Raw genomic sequence first — 17092 nt, 5'->3', positions numbered from 1 at the left:
GGGCCCGTTCCTCCCACCGACTCCCCGACGGTAGGCCGGGGGCGTGGCGCCGAATTGGCCCACAGCGCACCGTCACCGTCCCGCCAGCGCACCTCCGTCTCCGCCGCCCGCCGGACACGGCGAAGCCCCGGCCGCCTCCGCCCGGGGGACGGCGGGGACCGGGGCTCTCGCGGTGCCCGGCGGGCGTCAGCCGGGGCGGACCGAGGTGCGCGGGGCCGGTCGGCGCTGGGCCGGGACCACGGTGACGGCCGGGCGCAGCGGGTGCAGGGCGAGGACGGCCCGGGCGATGGCGTCGGAGTCGCCCAGGGTGACCGAGTTGACGCCCGGGCGGATGCCGGCCGCGGTGACCCAGTGCACCGCCTCGGTGGGGATCCCGTAGGCGAAGCGGCGCGGGTGCGCCCGCCCCGCGGTGTCGAGCAGGCGGTACGGGCGCTCGGTGACGGCCAGCCCGCCGGTCCGGTACCCGGGCCCGGCGGCGTCGGGGATCCGGTAGGCGTCGGCCTGCCCGTCGTCCAGCAGCCCGCGCAGCAGGCGGTCGCCGGTGCGGCGCAGGTCGGGCTCGGGCAGCCGGGCCTCGACCAGGACGCCGGCGCGCAGCGGCGGGGCGTCGATCGCGGGCGAGTGGGCGGTGAAGGCGGGCCGGGCGCCGCGCGGGTCGAGGGCGATCCGGACGTCCGGGCCGAGCAGGTCGACCACGCCGGCCTCGATCAGGGCGCGCAGTTCGTCGATCCGGGAGGCGGGCGGGCCGATCGACAGGAAGGCGTTCAGCGGGGTGTACCAGGACTCCAGCTCGTCGCGGTAGGAGGAGCCCTCGATGCCGCCGTGGTCGACCGCGAGCCGGATCTCGTTGCGCAGGTCGCGCAGCACGTCCAGGGCGGCCTTGAGCGGGCCGCTGAGGTTGCCCGCCCGGGCGTCGTGCACATCGCGCTCCAGCCGGTCGACGATCCAGGCGCGGTGCTCGGCGCGGGAGGCGAAGCGGCGGCCGGCGTAGGGGTGGGCGAGGGCGTGCCAGTCCCAGCGCTGTTCGGCGCGGACCCCGAAGCGGTCGAGGATGCCGGTGGCGCGGCCGGGGACGGCGGCGGCCAGGTACTCCTCGGCGAGGCGCCCGCCGTCCTCCGGGCGGCCGGCGGCGGCGAGCAGGGTGGCGTAGTAGACGGCCTCGACCTCGCGGGCGACCAGCGGCCACAGGTCGCGGGCGAAGCGCACCGGCCGGCCGGCGGCGGCCCGTTCGCGCAGCCGGGCGGTGTGCGCCTCGGTGAGCAGCCGGGGGTGGTGACGGCCGTGCGCGCCCTTCTCGTTCTCGCCGCGCGCGTGGTACGGGACGCCGCGCCGGGAGCCGGCCAGGATCAGCGGCTCCTCGCCGGAGGGGTGGTAGACGAGCCGGCCGTGCCGCTGGGCGAACCGGCCGCCGCGGCCGCGGGTGAGCAGGGCGAGGTGGTCGAAGAAGTTGAGGCCCAGGCCGCGGACCAGCACCGGGCGGCCGGGCAGCAGGGCGTCGAGGTCGAGGTCGGCCGGGTTGGCGGGCGGCAGGTGGACCAGTCCGTGCGCGGCGGCGGCCCGGGTCAGGGTGTGCTCGGCGGCGGTCGGGCCGGTCGCCAGGTGGCCGAGCGCCAGTACCACCGCGTCCAGGTCGGCGATCCGGCGGCCGTTGGCGAGCACCAGCACCTGGGCGGCGCCGGGCAGCGGGTCGGCGTCGGTCAGCCGGACGGCGCGGGTGCGGTGCTCGACGATCCGGCAGTGCGGCGGCGCGGCGGCGCGCACCCGGCGGTGGACGTCGCGCAGGTAGCGGCCGTAGAAGGCGCGGGTCGGGTAGGCGTCGGGCGTGAGGGCGCGGGCCTCGGCGCGCACCTGCTCGTCGTACTCGCCCGGACCGCCCTGCGGGACGGCCGACTTGGCCCACTCGTAGAGGCTGGGGCCCTCCTCGACGGGGCCGTCGATGGTGACGCTCGGGTCGGTGTAGGCGGTGACCTGGGAGGCCACGGTGTTCATCAGCAGCAGGCGGGACTGGTTGGTGCGCCAGACCCGGCCGGCGCCGGGCGGGTAGGGGTCGACGAGGTGGACGGTGAGGGCGGCGGCCGACGGGCGGGAGCGCTCGTTGGCCAGCAGGCGTTCGAGGACGGACAGGCCGCGCGGGCCGGCGCCGACCACGGCGATCCGGCGGTGGCGGGCGGTCGGGCCGGGGGAGTGGGGAGCCATGGGTGAGTGTCCTCCCGTGCTGAGGGGCGTGCCCTGGCGTCGCGCGCCCGGCGGGAATGGCCAGACACGCCCCAAGGCCGTTCGGACCGTTCTGTCGGGGTGACGCCCCGCCGGGCGAAGGCGGAGTCCGGCGGGGCGTCGGTCGGTGGGTGGTGCGGGTGGTCGGTGGGTGGTACGGGTGGTCAGGGGGCCGGTGTCACGGGTGGCGGAGCAGGATCTTGCCGAGGCTCTTCCGGCCCTCCAGCCGGGCGTGCGCGGCGGGGGCGTCGGCGAAGTCGTAGGTGCTGTCGATCCTGGCCCGCAGGGTGCCGTCGAGCAGCCCCGAGAAGAGGTCGCCGGTGCGGGTGGTGAACTCCTCGCGGGTGAGCACATGGTGGGTGAGGCTGGGCCAGGTGAGCTTCAGCGAGCCCTTCTGGACCAGCGAGAACGGGTCGATCGGGTCGGGCGTGCCGCTGGCCCGGCCGTAGACGACCAGGGTGCCGCGCGGGCGCAGCGAGTCGAGGCTGTCGGCGAAGGTGTCCTTGCCGACCGAGTCGTAGACCGCGTCGGCGCCCGCGCCGTCGGTGATCCGGCGGACCGCCTCGCGGAAGTTCTCCCGGTCGTAGCGGACGACGGCGTCGGCGCCCAACTCATGGACCAGCGCGGCCTTCTCGTCGGTGGAGACGGTGCCGATGACGTACGCCCCGGCCCGCTTGGCGAACTGGACCAGGAACTGCCCGACCCCGCCGGCGGCGGCGTGCACCACGACCACCTGGCCCTTGGCGACCGGGTGCGAGTCGTGCGCCAGGTAGTGCGCGGTGAGTCCCTGGAGCATTGCGGCGGCGGCCGTCCCGGAGTCCAGGCCGTCCGGCACGGTGGTCGCCAGCCGGACCGGAACGGTGACGAACTCGGCGTAGGCGCCGGGCAGTTCGCCGTAGGCGACGCGGTCGCCGACGGCGAGCTCGGTGACGCCGGGGCCGACGGCGTCGACCGTGCCGACGGCGTCCATGCCCGGGACGAACGGCAGGGCGACGGGGAAGACACCCTGGCGGTGGTAGACGTCGACGTAGTTGACGCCGATGACCTCGGTGCGGATGCGGATCTCGCCGGCGGCGGGCTCGGTCACCGGCACGTCGTCGACCTGGAGCCGCTCGGGGCCGCCGGGGGCGTGGACGCGGATCGCCTTCATGGGGTGGTACCTCGGCTGTTCTGGTAGGCGGGTCGGGTGGTGGGGACGGGCGGCGACGGGTCGCCGCCGCCCGGGTCGTGGGCCGGCGCCGGATCGGGGGCCGGGGTGGGGGCCGGTGCGGGCGTCGGCGCGGGCCGGTTGGCGAGCAGGCCGCCGCCGATCATCAGGGCCCCGCCCAGCAGTTGCAGCGGTGTCGGCGCGAGGCCGAGCGCCAGCAGGGCGACCAGCACCGTGAACGCCGGCTCCAGCTGGAGCACGCTCGCCGTCTCCCACGGCCGCAGCCGCTCCAGCGCCAGGTGCAGGGTGACGTAGGCGAGGCAGAAGTTGGTGACGGCCAGCAGGAGTTGGAGGCCGAGCGTGCCGGCCGTCGGGTGCCAGCGCAGCGGGCCGGGCGCGAGCAGCAGGACCGGCAGCAGCACGACCGCCGCCGGGACCAGCCGCCACAGGCCCAGCTGCGCCGCCGGCACCTTGGCCATCAGCGTCTTGGCGGGCAGGAAGGCGAGACCGGCCAGCACCGCGCCGGCCAGCACCAGCGCGTCGCCGGTACCGACGCCGGTGAAGCCCGCGCCGGGGTCGCGCAGCACCACCAGCACCCCGCCGGCCAGGGTGACCGCCAGCCCGGCGGACTGCCGTACGCGCAGCCGGTCGCCGAGCAGCAGCACCGAGGCCAGCACGGCGGTCGGGCCCTGGAGCTGGATGAGGAAGCCGCCGTTGACCGGGCTGGTCCGGCTCAGCCCGCTGATCACCAGGGCCAGCGAGAGTCCGGTGCCGACCACCGAGACGAAGCCCAGCCGCAGCCAGTCCCGTCCGGTCAGACCGCGCGGGACCAGCGGCCGGCGCCGCACCGCGAGCCGGGCGGCCAGCAGCACGGCGCCGATCGACAGGTTGAGCTCGGTGGTCAGCAGCGGGTCGATCTCGCGGGTGACCCGGTTGGCCAGCACGGCGCCGGCGCCGAAGAAGGCGGCGGTCAGCAGCGCGAATGCGTACCCCTGCGCGCGCACGGTGGGCTCAGCGCGCCTTCACGCGGACCGCGTGCCCGCGCTCGACCCCGTACCGGGCGGCGAAGTCGCCCTGGTTGAGGGCGAGTCCGAGCTGGTCGCGGCTCGCGATGTAGGCGAGCGGCTCGCCCTCGCCGGTCTCGCCGAAGGTGCGGCGCAGCGGGGTGGTGAGCCTGGCGCCGCCGATCTCGATCTCCAGTTCGGCGTCGAAGGCGATGCCCCGGGAGTCCAGGAATTCCCGGGTGATGCTCGTCCAGACGTTTCCATAGTTCTTGTCGAGAATCGCCACCTCGCCGATTATCCAGTCGCCCTCGACGACCGGTTCGGCGACTTCGAGGAGGGTGATTCCGGAGGCCTCGATTTCCTCGCCGATTTCGCTGAACGGCACTCCGTTGGCGATGTGCGCGGCGGCCGAAATGACGATGTCGCGCCCGTAGAACGTCGGGTCGATGACGGGCCGGCGGACCTTGTCGGCGGTGATCCGGCGGACCTCGGCGACGCCCGCCTCCCGGACGATCCGGGTGAGCAGGCCGTTGTCGGGGGCGAAGTAGGTGTGCCCCTGGGGCGTGCGCAGCCCGATCGCGTTGTCCTGGACCCCGGTGTGCGGGAAGGTGACGCAGGCGAAGACCGCGTCCGCCGGGAAGTAGCGGAACGAGTCGCGGATGTACAGGCCGGCCTCGTAGATGTCGAACGGCGTGACGTCGTGCGTCACGTCGACGATGTTGGCGTGCGGGGCGATGCTGAGCACCATGCCCTTGCAGATGCCGACGGCGTCGTCGACGAGCCCGAAGTCGGTGAGCAGCCCGACGATCGGTCGGGGCGCGAGCAGGCCGGGGGAACTGATGGGAGCGGACATGCTGAACCCTTTCAGGATTACCGAAACGGGGCGGCGTGCATGGCGGTCCGGGATTTCCGGTGAATCGCCCGCCCGGGTAAAGGACGGTTCAAGCGGCGCGAGATTGAAGTGAGGCTAGCATCCGGTCGGCCCCGAAGAAAGCGTGTGCTGTTTCGTCCGCGTGAAGTCGTTTTAAAGAAGCGGAACGATACCGGCCGTTTCGCGGAATAGCGGCCGCCGTGCGGAAATGGCGCGGGCGTGAACCGCCGCGGGCCGCGGCAGCCGCGGGAAGCCGCCCCCGTCCGCCCCGTCCCCGCTCCGGAGGTGCCGGATGCCACAGCGCCCCCAGCGCGTACCGAACATGACGGTCCGTCGGATGACATGAGCGGCGAGTTGCGAGCGGGCGGGGAGGCGTGATTGGCTGCCGCCCGATGGTCGGCGTCTGCGCAGGCCGGGAGGCTGTGTTCGCGGACGGCCACCCGCTCGCGGTGGAGGGACGGGCGGCGCCCGCCCGCCTGCGAGCGGGCATGACCAGCGAGCCGGATGGGGCGGGCGGGTCCGCGCCGGCCGCCCCATTCGGTGGATGCGCCTCGGTGGCAGGACCGTTCGCCCGGCGAGCGCGAATCCGGTGAGGCCGCACCTCCGGCAGGTCACCATTGCGACACCGAAGGCCGCAATCGGCCGAAGGCGGGGACAACGTGCTTCCGGGCGACTACGGTCGGTCGGACAGTCGGTCGACCTGGGGGGAGGGACATCGCCATGAGTATGTCCATGACGGTGAACGCCCGCCCCGACCCGGGAATGCCGGAGCAGGAGCCCTTCGCACAGCGCCCCCAGAAGGCCTCGCCGGTGGTCGGCGGGGGCAACCCGCACACCGAGCAGCGGACGGTCGTGCTCACCGCCGAGGCCGAGGCGGCCGCCCGGACCATCGGCGCCCCGCCCGGCTCGCGCCATCTCCCGCCGAGCCCGACCGCCGAACTGGTCGGGCGCACCGAAGCGTTGGCGGCGGTCGGGGCCGCACTGGCCGGCGGCGGGGGACTGGTCACCCAGGCGACGACCCTGCACGGGCTGGGCGGCGTCGGAAAGACGGCCCTGGCCCTGCACTACGCCTACGCGCACCTGCACGAGTACGACCTGGTGTGGTGGATCACCGCCGAATCGCCCGAGCAGCTCGCCGAGGCCTTCGCCGACCTCGCCGTCCACCTGCACCGGGACTGGGCGCTGGCCGAGTCGCCGAGCCGGCAGGTCGAATGGGCGCTGGCCTGGCTCCGTGCGCACGACCGGTGGCTGCTGGTCTTCGACAACGTCGAGGACCCGGTCCACCTGACGCCCTACCTGGGACGGCTGCTCGGACGGGGACACCAACTGGTCACCAGCCGTCGCGCCGACGGCTGGCACGACGGCATCCGCCCGATCCGCATCGACGTGCTCGACGCTCCGCTCGCCGTCCGGTTGCTCCACCGGGCCGCCGGGCGGGGGGAGGAGATCGACGAGGCCGAGCGCGGCGAGGCCCGGGGACTCGCCGACGAACTCGGTCATCTGCCGATCGCGCTCGCCCAGGCCGGCGCCCACATCCGGCAGACCGACACGACCTTCCGGGCCTTCCGGGAACTGCTGCGCACCGTGGCACCATCGACGTCCGGCGCCATGCCGAGTGCCCTCGACACGGTGTCCCGGCTCTGGCGGACGACGCTGCGCACCGTCCAGGAGACCGCCCCGTTCGCCGTCGAGCTGCTGCGCACGCTGGCCTGGTACGCCCCGGAGGCGCTGCCGCGCCAGGCGCTGCTGCCGTTCGGCTCCCGTCGCCCGGACGAGGTGGACAGCGCCCTGAAGGTGCTGGCGGACTACAGCCTCGTCACCCTCGGCCCGCGCACGGTGGCCGTCCACCGGTTGCTCCGCACCACCCTGCGGGCCGGCGACGAGGACCGGAAGGTGTGGGCGCGGGCGGAACGCAACCTCGCCGGCGCGGTGGCCCGGCTCTGGCCGCAGGCGGACCAGGCCGTCCGCCGGGCGCTGCTGCCGCACGTCCGGGAGCTGACGACGGCCGGACACGCCTCGCCGGATCCCACCCGGGAGACCGTCGAACTCTACCGGCTGGCCGCGGCGGAACTCGGTGCGCCCGAGCAGCGGGTCTTCGTGATCCCGTTGGTGACGGCGGTCGTCGAGGGACAGCGCAGGCTGCTCGGCCCGGACCACCCCGACACGCTCGCCTCCCGGGGCCGGCTCGCCGAACTCCACGCCCGGGTGGGCGATCCGGTCAAGGCCGTGGAGCTGTGCGAAGCGGTGGTGGCCGACCGCTCCCGGGTCCAGGGGCCGGGGCATCCCGCCGTCCTCGCCGACCGTTTCTCGCTGGCCCACGCCCGCCGGAAGGCCGGCGACCACCGGCGCGCGGTCGAGGAGTTCCGGACGGTGGTCGCGGAGCGGACGCGGGTGCTCGGCGCCGCGCACCGGGAGACCCTGGCCGCGCGCGGCGGTCTGGCGTACGCGCTCCAGCTCGCCGGCCACCACCGGGAGGCGGTCCGCGAGTTCGAGGAGTTGCACGAGTGCCTGGCACGCGAGCTGGGCACCGACCACGAGGACACCCTGGCCAACCGCAACAGCCTGGCGTACGCCCACCTCAGCGCGGGCGAGCATCGTCTCGCCCTGGAGCTCTACGCGCAGGCGGTCGCCGACCGGGCGCGGGTGCTCGGCGTGGACCACCCCGACACGCTCACCAGCCGCGGCTGGCTCGCCGCCGCCCACGCGGAGGCCGGCGACCACCGGGCGGCGGTCGCGGAGTGGGAGACGGTGCTCCGCGATCGAACGCGGGCCCAGGGCGCGGACCACGTGCAGACCATGGAAGCCCGTGCCGGGCTGGCGAAGGCACGGGTCGAGGCCGGGGAGCTGACGGGCCTGGTGGCCGCGATGGCGGCACTGCTGGCCGACCGTACCCGGGTACTCGGCCCGGACCATCCGGACACCCTCGACGCCCGTTCGCGACTTGCCTGGGCCCATGAGACGGTCGGTGAGCCCAGTCGCGCGGTGGCCCTCTACGCGGCCGTGGTCCAGGACCGTCGGCGGATCCAGGGGGCAGAGCACCTGGACGCCTTGGAGGAGCGGTCGAACCTGGCGCAGGCCCGGCGCGTCTCCGGCGCGCCCGGCCAGGAGCTGTCCGACCGCGAGAGGCTTGTCGCGGACCGGCTGCGGATCCAGGGACCGCACCACCCGGACACCCTGGCGGAGCGGGACCGCCTGGCCCGTGCGTGCCAGCGGGCCGGTCAGGACGACCGGGCGCTGAGGCTCGCCGAGTCGCTGGTAGCTGACTGGACGCAGGACCAGGGGGCGGAACACCCCGACACCTTGGGCGCGCGCTGGACGCTGGCCTGGCTCTGTTCCACCACAGGTCGGCACGACCGGGCGACGGCTCTCTTCGAGGCCCTGACCGCCGATCGCATCCGGCTCTACGGCGCCGACCATCCCAGTACGCTCGACACGCGGTGGTGGCAGGCCTGGGCGTGCCGGGTCGCCGGTGATCACGATCGCGCGATCGGCCTGTACGAGGCCCTCTGCGCGAACCGGCTGCGGGTCTCGGGTGCGACCCACCCGGAAACCTTCTCCGCCCGGAGCGGATTGGCCCGGGCTCACCATGAGGCGGGTGAATACGGGCGGGCCCTCGAGATCTACGAGTCCGTGCTGGCCGACCAGGAACGTCTGCACGGGTCGGACCATCCCGGAACGCTCGCCACCCGGGCCTGTGTGGCGAACACACTCGCAGACAGCGGTGAGCACGAGCGTGCCGTGGAGGGCTGTCTGGCACTCGTCGAGCACCGCACGCGGATGCAGGGGCCGACTCACCCCGATGTCCTCGATGCGCGGTGGCACCTTGCTCTCGCCCTCCAGCGTGCCGATCGGCACCGTGACGCCTTGGAGCAGTTCGAGGCGCTGACCACTGATCAGGTCCGGCTGCACGGCCCCGACCACCCGGAGACGCTCGTTGCCAGGTTCGGCCTGGCCGGGGTGTGCGGGCTGGCGGGGGACCGGCGTGCGGTGGGGCTCTTCGACACGCTCGTCGCCGACCGGACCCGGCTTCAAGGAGCGGACCATCCGGAGACGCTGACTACCAGGGAATGGCTCGCGTGGGCCTGCCGCCGGTCCGGCGAACACGCTCGGGCCACCGAGTTGTACGACCGACTGGTTCTGGACCACGAGCGGCTTCAGGGCGCGGACCACCCCGCGTCGCTGAGAATTCGTTCGGAGCAGGCCGAAGCGGCTCGGGAGCGGGGCGATCACCGGCGCGCTGTTGAGCTGCATGAACGACTGCTCGCCGATTGCACCCGGGTGTTGCCCGCACACCACACCACGACGCTGAGGGTGCGCTGGTCGCTCTCGCAGGCCTTCGCGGGCACCGGTGACCACCGCCGTGCGACGACCCTCTTGGAGGAGCTGGCCGCCGATTGGGAGCGCACCCGGGGAGCCGATCACGAGGAGACGCTCGACGTCAGGTGGTGGCTCGCCCTGGCGTACCGCAATGTCGGTGAGCCGTGCCGCGCCGCTGAACTGTTCGAGGACGTGCTGCGGGACCGGATCCGGATCCACGGGCCCGATCATCGGCTTGCGCTGGACGACCGGTCCTCGCTGCTTCGCACGCTCGTTCTGGCCGGCCGGTGCCGCGAAGCGGTCGCGGGGTACGGGCTCCTGATAGCGGACCGGATCCGGATCCAGGGCGCCGACCACGGTGACACGCTCCAGGACCGAGTGCGGCAGGCCTGGGCGTTGGACGAGGCGGGGGCCCACCGAGAGTCGTTGGAAGCCCACGAGGCGTTGCTGCGCGACCGGATCCGGATCCAGGGGGCCGACCATCCTGACACGTTGGCCGCGCGATCCTGGGTGGCGGCGCTTCGGCGGGACAGTGGTGAGCACCGTTCGGTCGCCGAGCACTATGAGGCCTTGATCGCCGACCGGGTCCGGATCAAGGGGCAGGACCACCCCGACACGCTCGCCGAACGCCGTCACCGGGCCTTTGCCCATCGCATGGCAGGCCGGCACCGCCGTGAGGTCCGCGAACGCGAACTCGTGCTGGACGACTCTGCCCGGCTGTGCGGGCCGGACCATCCGGACACCCTCATGGATCGGTTCAGCCTTGCGCACGCCCTGCGATGGGGCTGGGACCACGCCGCAGCTGCCGAGGTCTACGAATCCGTCAGGGCCGACCTCGCCCGGCTGCGCGGGCCGGGCCATCCGGACACGCTGGACGTCCTGGACAGCATCGCGCTCAACCTGCGCGAGGCCGGGCGGTACCAGGAGGCGGAGGCTCGCTATCGGGAGCTGGTCGCCGTGGCGTCGGGCGCCCTCGGTCCGGAGCACCCGGTCGTGCTGCACGCCCGCTCGGACCTCGCCGTCACCTTGTGGTCCGCGGGGGAGTACGGTGCGGCGCGGGACGGGCTGACCGCGCTGGTGGCCGACTGGGCGCGGGTGCTGGGCCCCGGCCACCCGGGGATCTTCAGTGTCGGGCGCCGGCTCGCCCATGCCTCCCGGCTGGTGGGCGACCCCGGGACGGCCGTGACCATGCTGGCCTCCCTGGCCGACCGGGCGACGCAGGTGCTCGGCGCGGCGCACCCGGAGGCGGTCGAGACCCGGGCGGCACACGCCCTGCTGCCGGCCTTCGGCGGACGGCCGTTCCGCTCGGTGGTGCTGCTGGGCGTGCTCGTCGAGGAGTGCGTCGAGAGCCGCGGCCCGGGGCACGCGCTCACCCTCCAGGTGCGCCAGAACCTCGCGTTCGCCCGGCACTTGGCCGGAGACCACACCGGGGCGGTGCGGACCTACGACACCGTGGTCGCGGACTCCGGGCTCTGGTCCGAGCCGCCCTTCGCGGGTGCTGCCGCGTTGCTCGCGGCCGGACACCGGACGGGCGACGAGCCGACGGTGGCCGTCGGCAGCCGACGGACGGGCGATGCCGCGCCGTTCCCCACCCTGATGGTCGGCCTCGTCCGGGCGATGGCGGCGAGCGGGCGCGTCGGAGCGGCGCGGGACCTGCTCCTCGCCACGTGCGCGGGACGCGACGCCCTGATGGGACCGGAGCACCCGCTCGCGGTCGAGAGCCGGGATGCGCTGGCGCACCTGGCGACGGGAGAGCGGGACACCGGACCGGTCGGGGAACTGCCGCCGCTCCCCGCCGCCCCGGAGCTTCCTCCCGGCGCGGCGCTCGCCCCGCGCCCCCGGCCAGAGCAGCCCGCCGTGCCCGCCGTGCCCGTCGCACCGGTGGTGTGGCGGCCCCGGATCACCCTGCTCGACGAGCCCGAGGTGGGTGTCCCGGCCCGGCTGAGCCTGCGGCTGGAGGCGGAGGGCGACCCGGCCGGGGCCGATCCGGCCCGGCTTCCGGAGCTGCACCTGGTCGCCGCGGCGCTCTCCGACGCGGTGATCGAGCCGCCCGTCGCCGACTACCTCCCGTCGGGAGAGCCGGCCGGCTTCGCGCTGACCCCGGCCGTGCCGGGGGCGCACCGGGTCCGGTTCACCGTTTTCGACCGGGGGTTCGGGGTCGCGCTGCAGGACTTGGTGACCGTCGTCGACGTCGCTCCGGCGGCCGGCGGCGAGGAACACGGACAGGAGCAGGAGTAGCCACGTGCCCCGGGAACTCGTCGTCGAGATACGGCAGAACCCCTCCGCCGACTACACGTTGTTGCCGCGCCAGGGCGGACCGGGTGACCGGCCCGGCGCGCGCGGGGCGGAGCCCTTGGACCTGAAGGTGTCCCTGCGTCGGCACGGCACCGCCGACCTGCTGCACATGGCGGTGAACCGGGCGGGTGTCCGGGAGCCGCTGACCCGAGGCCACCACGCCTTCCTGGACATCTCCGCCGGCCGGCTGCTCCAGCTGGCGGGCAGGCTGCGGTGGGCCTGGAAGCAGCAGCTGGTCAACCATCCGGTGGTGGACGACGACGGAATGCCGCTGGACTACCCGTTCGCGTCCGCCGTCGACCTGTCCGCATGGATGCCGCTGGCCCGCAGCCGGACGGAGGAACTCCTGGAGGAGGGCCGGTACGCGTTCGAGGAGATGCTCGCCGGGCCGGGCCGCGACCTCGCCGAGCTGCGGGCGTTCCTCACCGCGACGCTCACCGAGGAAGGGCCGCTGCGGGTCAGTTTCGACTCCGACCTCCATCTGCCCTGGCCGATGATGGCCGTGACGGCCGGCCAGGGAGAGCCTTGGCAGGACTTCCTCGGCTATCGGCACCAGATCGAGCAGACCGGAGCCGCCTACCCGAGGGCCCAGGCGTCGTACCCGCCCCGGACCCGGGCGGTGACCAGCCTCAACACGGACAGTGCCCTGGAGTCGGTCGGCTGGGCGCCGGAGGTGCGCAAGCTGCTGGAGGAGCGGACGGAGCTGACCGTCCGCACCGAGTCGACCCGCTTCCTGGAGGCCTTCTCCGGGGCGGTGCTCGACGAGGACCTCATGTACTTCTGGTGCCACGGCCAGTTCGTCGCCAACGGCTCCCTCTACGCTCAGCTGAGCGTCCGGCTCTCCGATCCGCGGGACATCGACGCGGACCTGGTCCGCCGACTGCGCCGGAACCATCAGGACGTGCCGGACGCCCTGTTCCGGCCCTTCGTGCTGCTGAACGCCTGCTTTGCCGGCCAGTCGGCCGAAGCCGAGCTGGAGCACCTCGGCCGGGCCCTGGTGGAGCTCGGTGCCAGCGGCGTCCTCGGGCCGCAGATCGAGATCCCGCAGGTGTTCGGGGCGGAGTACGCCTTCGCCTTCCTGGACCTCTACCTGAGGGGACAGGCCACGGCCGGGGAGATCACCTGGCACCTGGCCCGCCACTTCGCCGACGTGTACCGCAATCCGCTCGCCCTCACCTACTCCCTGCACTGCGGGATCGACAGCATGCTGGAGCTGACGCCATGACCCACGCCGTGGTGGACCTCGACGAGAACGGGCGGCTGCTGGTGCCGGGCACCCGGACGCCGGTGCCGGAGGGGCGGGTGGCCGAGCACCTGGCGCGGCATCTGCGGGTGCCGGAGCGGGCCACCGACCTCTATGTGTACGTGCACGGCTGGCAGACCGGTGCGCAGGCGGCCGGGCGGGCGGCGGAGGCCCTGATCGGGCGGGCCGTCGAGCTCGGGCGGGCGGCGCCGGCGGCGTATCCGGGGCTGGCGGGGCGCGGGTACCGGCCGTGGTGCGTGGTGGTGCGCTGGCCGTCGTCGAGCCTGCCCTCGCCGGCCGGCTACCGGCGGATCCGGGACCGGGCGCACGCGATGAGCGCGCCCGGGCGCGGGCAGGCGGGGTTCGTGATCGGGCACCTGCTCGGCTACCTGGACGCGGCGCGCGGGCGGCCGGACGCCCCCGAGATGCTGGCGAACCGGTCGGGGCAGTACCTGCACCTGGTCGGGCACTCCTTCGGCGGCCGGTTCCTGTGCGAGGCGGTGCAGTGGGCGGCGGAGCGGCCGGCGGCCGGGCCCCGGGTGCTGGGGTGGAGCGGGCGGACGGATCCGGCGCGGCCGTTCACGGTGGACAGCGCGCTGGTGTTCCAGATGGCCGCGCCGCGCGACGCCTTCGACCGGCTGTTCCCCCGGCTGTTCCCGGCGCCGGGGCGGCCGGCGGCGCCGCTGCGCGGCCCGCTGGTGCTGACGCACTCGCGCTGGGACCGGGCGACCGGGTTCTGGCACCTGCGGGCCGAGGGCCTGCCGGGGATCGGGCACTCGGGGGTGGGGACGGCACCGGTCGGGCAGTTCTCGACGGCGCTGCTGGCGACGGACACGCCGTACCGGAAGCCGACGCTGGACCACCCGATCGTGAACGTCGACGCGGGCCGGGTGTTCCGGGGGAGCGCGGTGGGGCGCAGGCTGGCGCCGGCGGGCGCGCACTCGGACTTCCAGCACCCGGAGTCGGCCCACCTGTTGCTGAGCCTGGCGGCCTTCTCCCGGTGAGCCGAGGGGGCCCGGCGAGCGGTATCGGCCGATCGCGAGTCGATAATCAGCCGATTGCCCGATTCGGCCGGTGTCATCACCTGATGATCACCTTTCCGCAGGGATCACGACGCCCCCCGTACGGCGCCGTCCACTCCAATACCCTCCGTACACAGCCGGTGCCCGCGCCGGCTCAGCCCAGCGTACGGAAGGCAGTCCAGACCCATGGCCCGCACAGACGACCAGGCGTCGCACGACCAGCAGCTCCAGGAGGCCGCGAGCCGGCTGGGGATCGGCCGCCGCCGCTTCCTGACCGTCACCTCGGCCGCCGCCGCGCTGGCGTTCACCACCAACCTGCCGAGCGCCCACGCCGCGGACGCCGAGATCGCGCCCCGCACGCTGACCGAGAACCCGTTCACCCTCGGCGTCGCGTCCGGCGACCCGCTGAGTGACGCCGTCGTGCTCTGGACCCGCCTCGCCCCCCGCCCGCTGGAGCCCGGCAACGGCCTGCCGCCCACCGGCGTGGTCAAGGTCGACTGGGAGATCGCCCGGGACGACAGGTTCCGCAAGATCGCCCGGCGCGGCACCGCCAAGGCCCACGCCGAGTTCAACTACACCGTGCACGTCGACGTCGACGGCCTCGACGCGGACCGCGTCCACTGGTACCGCTTCAAGGTCGGCAACTGGATCAGCCCGGTCGGCCGGACCCGCACCTCCCCGGCGCGCGGCCGCCACATCGACGAGGTCCGCTTCGGCCTGGTCTCCTGCCAGGCCTACGAGGACGGCTACTTCACCGCCTACAAGCACCTCGCCGACGAGGACCTCGACGCCGTCTTCCACGTCGGCGACTACATCTACGAGTACGGCATCGACGCCGTCGGCGGCGACCGCAAGTACACCGACCGCACGCTCCCGGCGCTGTTCAACCACGAGACCACCACCCTGGAGGACTACCGCCTGCGGTACGCCCTCTACAAGTCCGACCCCGACCTCCAGGCCGCGCACGCCGCGCACGCCTGGTTCGTCACCTGGGACGACCACGAGGTCGAGAACAACTACGCGGCCGGCATCCCGGAGAAGAACCAGTCGGTGGAGGCCTTCGTCGCCCGCCGCGCCGCCGCCACCCGCGCCTACTGGGAGAACATGCCGCTGCGCATGCCCCAGCCGAACGCCACCGACCTCAAGCTGTACCGCCGCCACCACTACGGCAAGCTGGCCCAGTTCGACATCCTCGACACCCGCCAGTACCGCTCCGACCAGGCCAACGGCGACGGCTGGCAGTTCCCCACCCCGGAGTCGGCCGACCCGGGCCGCACGCTGATGGGCGCCACCCAGGAGCGCTGGCTGCTGGACGGCTTCCGCAAGTCCAAGGCGGTCTGGAACGTCGTCCCGCAGCAGGTCGTGTTCTCCCGCCGGAAGAACGCCACCGAGGCGCTGTCCCGGCTCTCCATGGACGCCTGGGACGGCTACCCGGCCGCGCGCGAGCGGCTGCTGGCCGGCGTCGAGGACATCGGCGTGGAGAACCTGGTCGTGCTCACCGGTGACGTGCACGTCGCCTACGCGATGGACATCAAGCGCGACTTCGACGACCCGGACTCGCGGACCGTCGGCGTCGAGATCGTCGGCACCTCGATCGCCAGCGACGGCGACGGCGCGGAGCACCCGGGCAACTGGGCCACCCTGACGGCCGCCAACCCGCACATGAAGTTCTACGACGGGCGGCGCGGCTACACGGCGATCACGCTCAACGAGGAGCACGCGCGGGCCGACTACCGGGTGATCTCGCACATCACCCGCCCGGGCGGCACCGTCAGCACCGCCGCCTCCTTCGTCAGCGAGGCCTACAACCCGGGCATGCAGCGCGTCTGACGCCCCGGAGCCGTCCGGCCCGGGCGTGCCGCATCCCGACGCGGTGCGCCCGGGCCGTCCGTCACCCGCGTTCGGGCAGCCGGACCCAGTGGTCGGCGGGCCCGGTGACCGCCCGGTCGTCGGTGGGGCGCAGCCCGGCGAACGCGCACGCGTAGGCCGCCGGCGCGCCCTGGTAGAGGTAGTCGGTGAGCACCTCCTCGGCGGTGCCGCCCTCGTACGGCCCGCCGCCCGGGTGCAGGTCCCCGGCGACCAGCGTGCCGTCCCGGGAAATGACGCCCTGGTTGCCGCTCTTCGGATTGGCGTACAGGCCGTAGCAGACCGTGCCCGCGGAGAGCGGGACCAGCACCTCGGACATGTAGGGCGCGTACCCCCACGGCTGGGTCACCACGCAGCCGCCGGGAACGGACGTCACCCCGACGATCGCCTCGATCTCCTCCGGCTCGTACGCGTACGGCTCCTCCAATAACTCCTCGATCTCCTCCTCCGGCACCGGCACGGCCGCCAGCCGCCGGATCGCCTCGTCCGCGTCGACACCCGCCACGCAGGCCAGGCCGATGCCCTGCTCGACATAGCGGCCCAGGGCCGCGAGCAGCCGCCGCGCCTCGTCGGCGGCCGCGCGCTCGGCCTCCGTCAGGTGCTCGCCCGCCGGGGCCGGGAACAGGTCCGGTGTCGGCCCGGCCAGGCTCAGCCGCCCCGGTGACCAGCCGCCGAGCGAGCGCCGCCAGGGATCGGCGCCGACGTCGGTGAGGACCCGCGCGGTGTCCGGCCGCCGGCACACGACGGCGTGCCACAGGGCCGTCACTCCGTTCTCCAGCGCATCCACGTCACCGACCCGCCGGGCGAGCTCCGCGACGACCTCGGGCGAGCCGAACACCGCCGCCCGGTGCAGGGGGCGCCCGCCGTTCCACCGCGCCGGGTCGGCGCCCGCGTCGAGCCGGCGGCGGACCTCCTCGACGTCCGTCCAGTCCCACCCCATGCCGGCCCAGCCGTCGTCCAGCGTCACTCGCGCACCTCCCTGGCGGTCCCGGTCGAGTCCGGGTGGCCCCACCGTCGCACACGGGTCCGACAGCGGGGCGTCGCGGGTGCCCGGCCGCCGGGAGGGTTCGTGGACGATGCGGAGGTGTCGTGAACCTGCGGTGATCGGCCGTT

9 protein-coding genes are annotated in these 17092 nt (G+C 74.3%); 4 read left to right on the top strand and 5 right to left on the bottom strand.

What is annotated here, in order from left to right; translation table 11 throughout:
- Nucleotides 1–186: 186 nt before the first annotated feature.
- The 4 genes from ABTX81_RS03190 to ABTX81_RS03175 form a co-directional block, all read right to left on the bottom strand.
- Nucleotides 187–2196 (bottom strand): FAD/NAD(P)-binding protein, encoded by a 2010-nt coding sequence (locus ABTX81_RS03190; protein WP_350541209.1) that lies wholly within the window; start codon nt 2194–2196, stop codon nt 187–189.
- A 196-nt stretch (nt 2197–2392) separates the two neighbouring features.
- Nucleotides 2393–3364, bottom strand: coding sequence for a quinone oxidoreductase family protein (locus ABTX81_RS03185; RefSeq protein WP_350541208.1), 972 nt, complete (start codon nt 3362–3364; stop codon nt 2393–2395).
- On the bottom strand, nt 3361–4365 hold the full coding sequence (locus ABTX81_RS03180; RefSeq protein ID WP_350541207.1) for a DMT family transporter: 1005 nt from the start codon (nt 4363–4365) through the stop codon (nt 3361–3363). The genes ABTX81_RS03185 and ABTX81_RS03180 overlap by 4 nt, the downstream gene beginning before the upstream one ends.
- A gap of 7 nt (nt 4366–4372) precedes the next feature.
- Entirely contained in the window at nt 4373–5218 is an 846-nt protein-coding gene (locus tag ABTX81_RS03175) for an SAM hydrolase/SAM-dependent halogenase family protein (protein WP_350541206.1), read from the bottom strand.
- Between the two features lie 738 nt (nt 5219–5956).
- Between ABTX81_RS03175 and ABTX81_RS03170 the strand changes: the two genes are divergently transcribed.
- The 4 genes from ABTX81_RS03170 (at nt 5957) to ABTX81_RS03155 (ending at nt 15943) form a co-directional block, all read left to right on the top strand.
- Nucleotides 5957–11791, top strand: coding sequence for a tetratricopeptide repeat protein (locus ABTX81_RS03170; protein WP_350541205.1), 5835 nt, complete (start codon nt 5957–5959; stop codon nt 11789–11791).
- A 4-nt stretch (nt 11792–11795) separates the two neighbouring features.
- On the top strand, nt 11796–13073 hold the full coding sequence (locus ABTX81_RS03165; protein ID WP_350541204.1) for a hypothetical protein: 1278 nt from the start codon (nt 11796–11798) through the stop codon (nt 13071–13073).
- Nucleotides 13070–14095, top strand: coding sequence for a hypothetical protein (locus ABTX81_RS03160; protein WP_350541203.1), 1026 nt, complete (start codon nt 13070–13072; stop codon nt 14093–14095). Before ABTX81_RS03165 ends, ABTX81_RS03160 begins: the two co-directional genes overlap by 4 nt.
- 204 nt (nt 14096–14299) lie before the next feature.
- The gene (locus ABTX81_RS03155) at nt 14300–15943 is read left to right on the top strand and encodes an alkaline phosphatase D family protein (RefSeq protein ID WP_350541202.1); all 1644 of its coding nucleotides are present in this window, start codon (nt 14300–14302) and stop codon (nt 15941–15943) included.
- 61 nt (nt 15944–16004) lie between these two features.
- Here ABTX81_RS03155 and ABTX81_RS03150 read toward each other — a convergent pair whose 3' ends face one another.
- Nucleotides 16005–16946: an ankyrin repeat domain-containing protein gene (locus tag ABTX81_RS03150; protein WP_350541201.1), complete on the bottom strand. Its 942-nt coding sequence runs from the start codon at nt 16944–16946 to the stop codon at nt 16005–16007.
- Nucleotides 16947–17092 lie beyond the last annotated feature (146 nt).

Source organism: Kitasatospora sp. NPDC097605, from assembly GCF_040302725.1.
In the GTDB taxonomy this organism is placed as follows: Bacteria; Actinomycetota; Actinomycetes; order Streptomycetales; family Streptomycetaceae; genus Kitasatospora.
The sequence above is the reverse complement of the archived record's forward strand: the minus strand, read 5'-3'. Positions and strand labels throughout refer to the sequence as shown.

Bases quoted from the DNA above. Each gene is read 5' to 3' on its own strand.
- ABTX81_RS03190 (WP_350541209.1), bottom strand. From the start codon at position 2,196: ATGGCTCCCCACTCCCCCGGCCCGACCGCCCGCCACCGCCGGATCGCC.
- ABTX81_RS03185 (WP_350541208.1), bottom strand. From the start codon at position 3,364: ATGAAGGCGATCCGCGTCCACGCCCCCGGCGGCCCCGAGCGGCTCCAG.
- ABTX81_RS03175 (WP_350541206.1), bottom strand. From the start codon at position 5,218: ATGTCCGCTCCCATCAGTTCCCCCGGCCTGCTCGCGCCCCGACCGATC.
- ABTX81_RS03170 (WP_350541205.1), top strand. From the start codon at position 5,957: ATGAGTATGTCCATGACGGTGAACGCCCGCCCCGACCCGGGAATGCCG.
- ABTX81_RS03160 (WP_350541203.1), top strand. From the start codon at position 13,070: ATGACCCACGCCGTGGTGGACCTCGACGAGAACGGGCGGCTGCTGGTG.
- ABTX81_RS03155 (WP_350541202.1), top strand. From the start codon at position 14,300: ATGGCCCGCACAGACGACCAGGCGTCGCACGACCAGCAGCTCCAGGAG.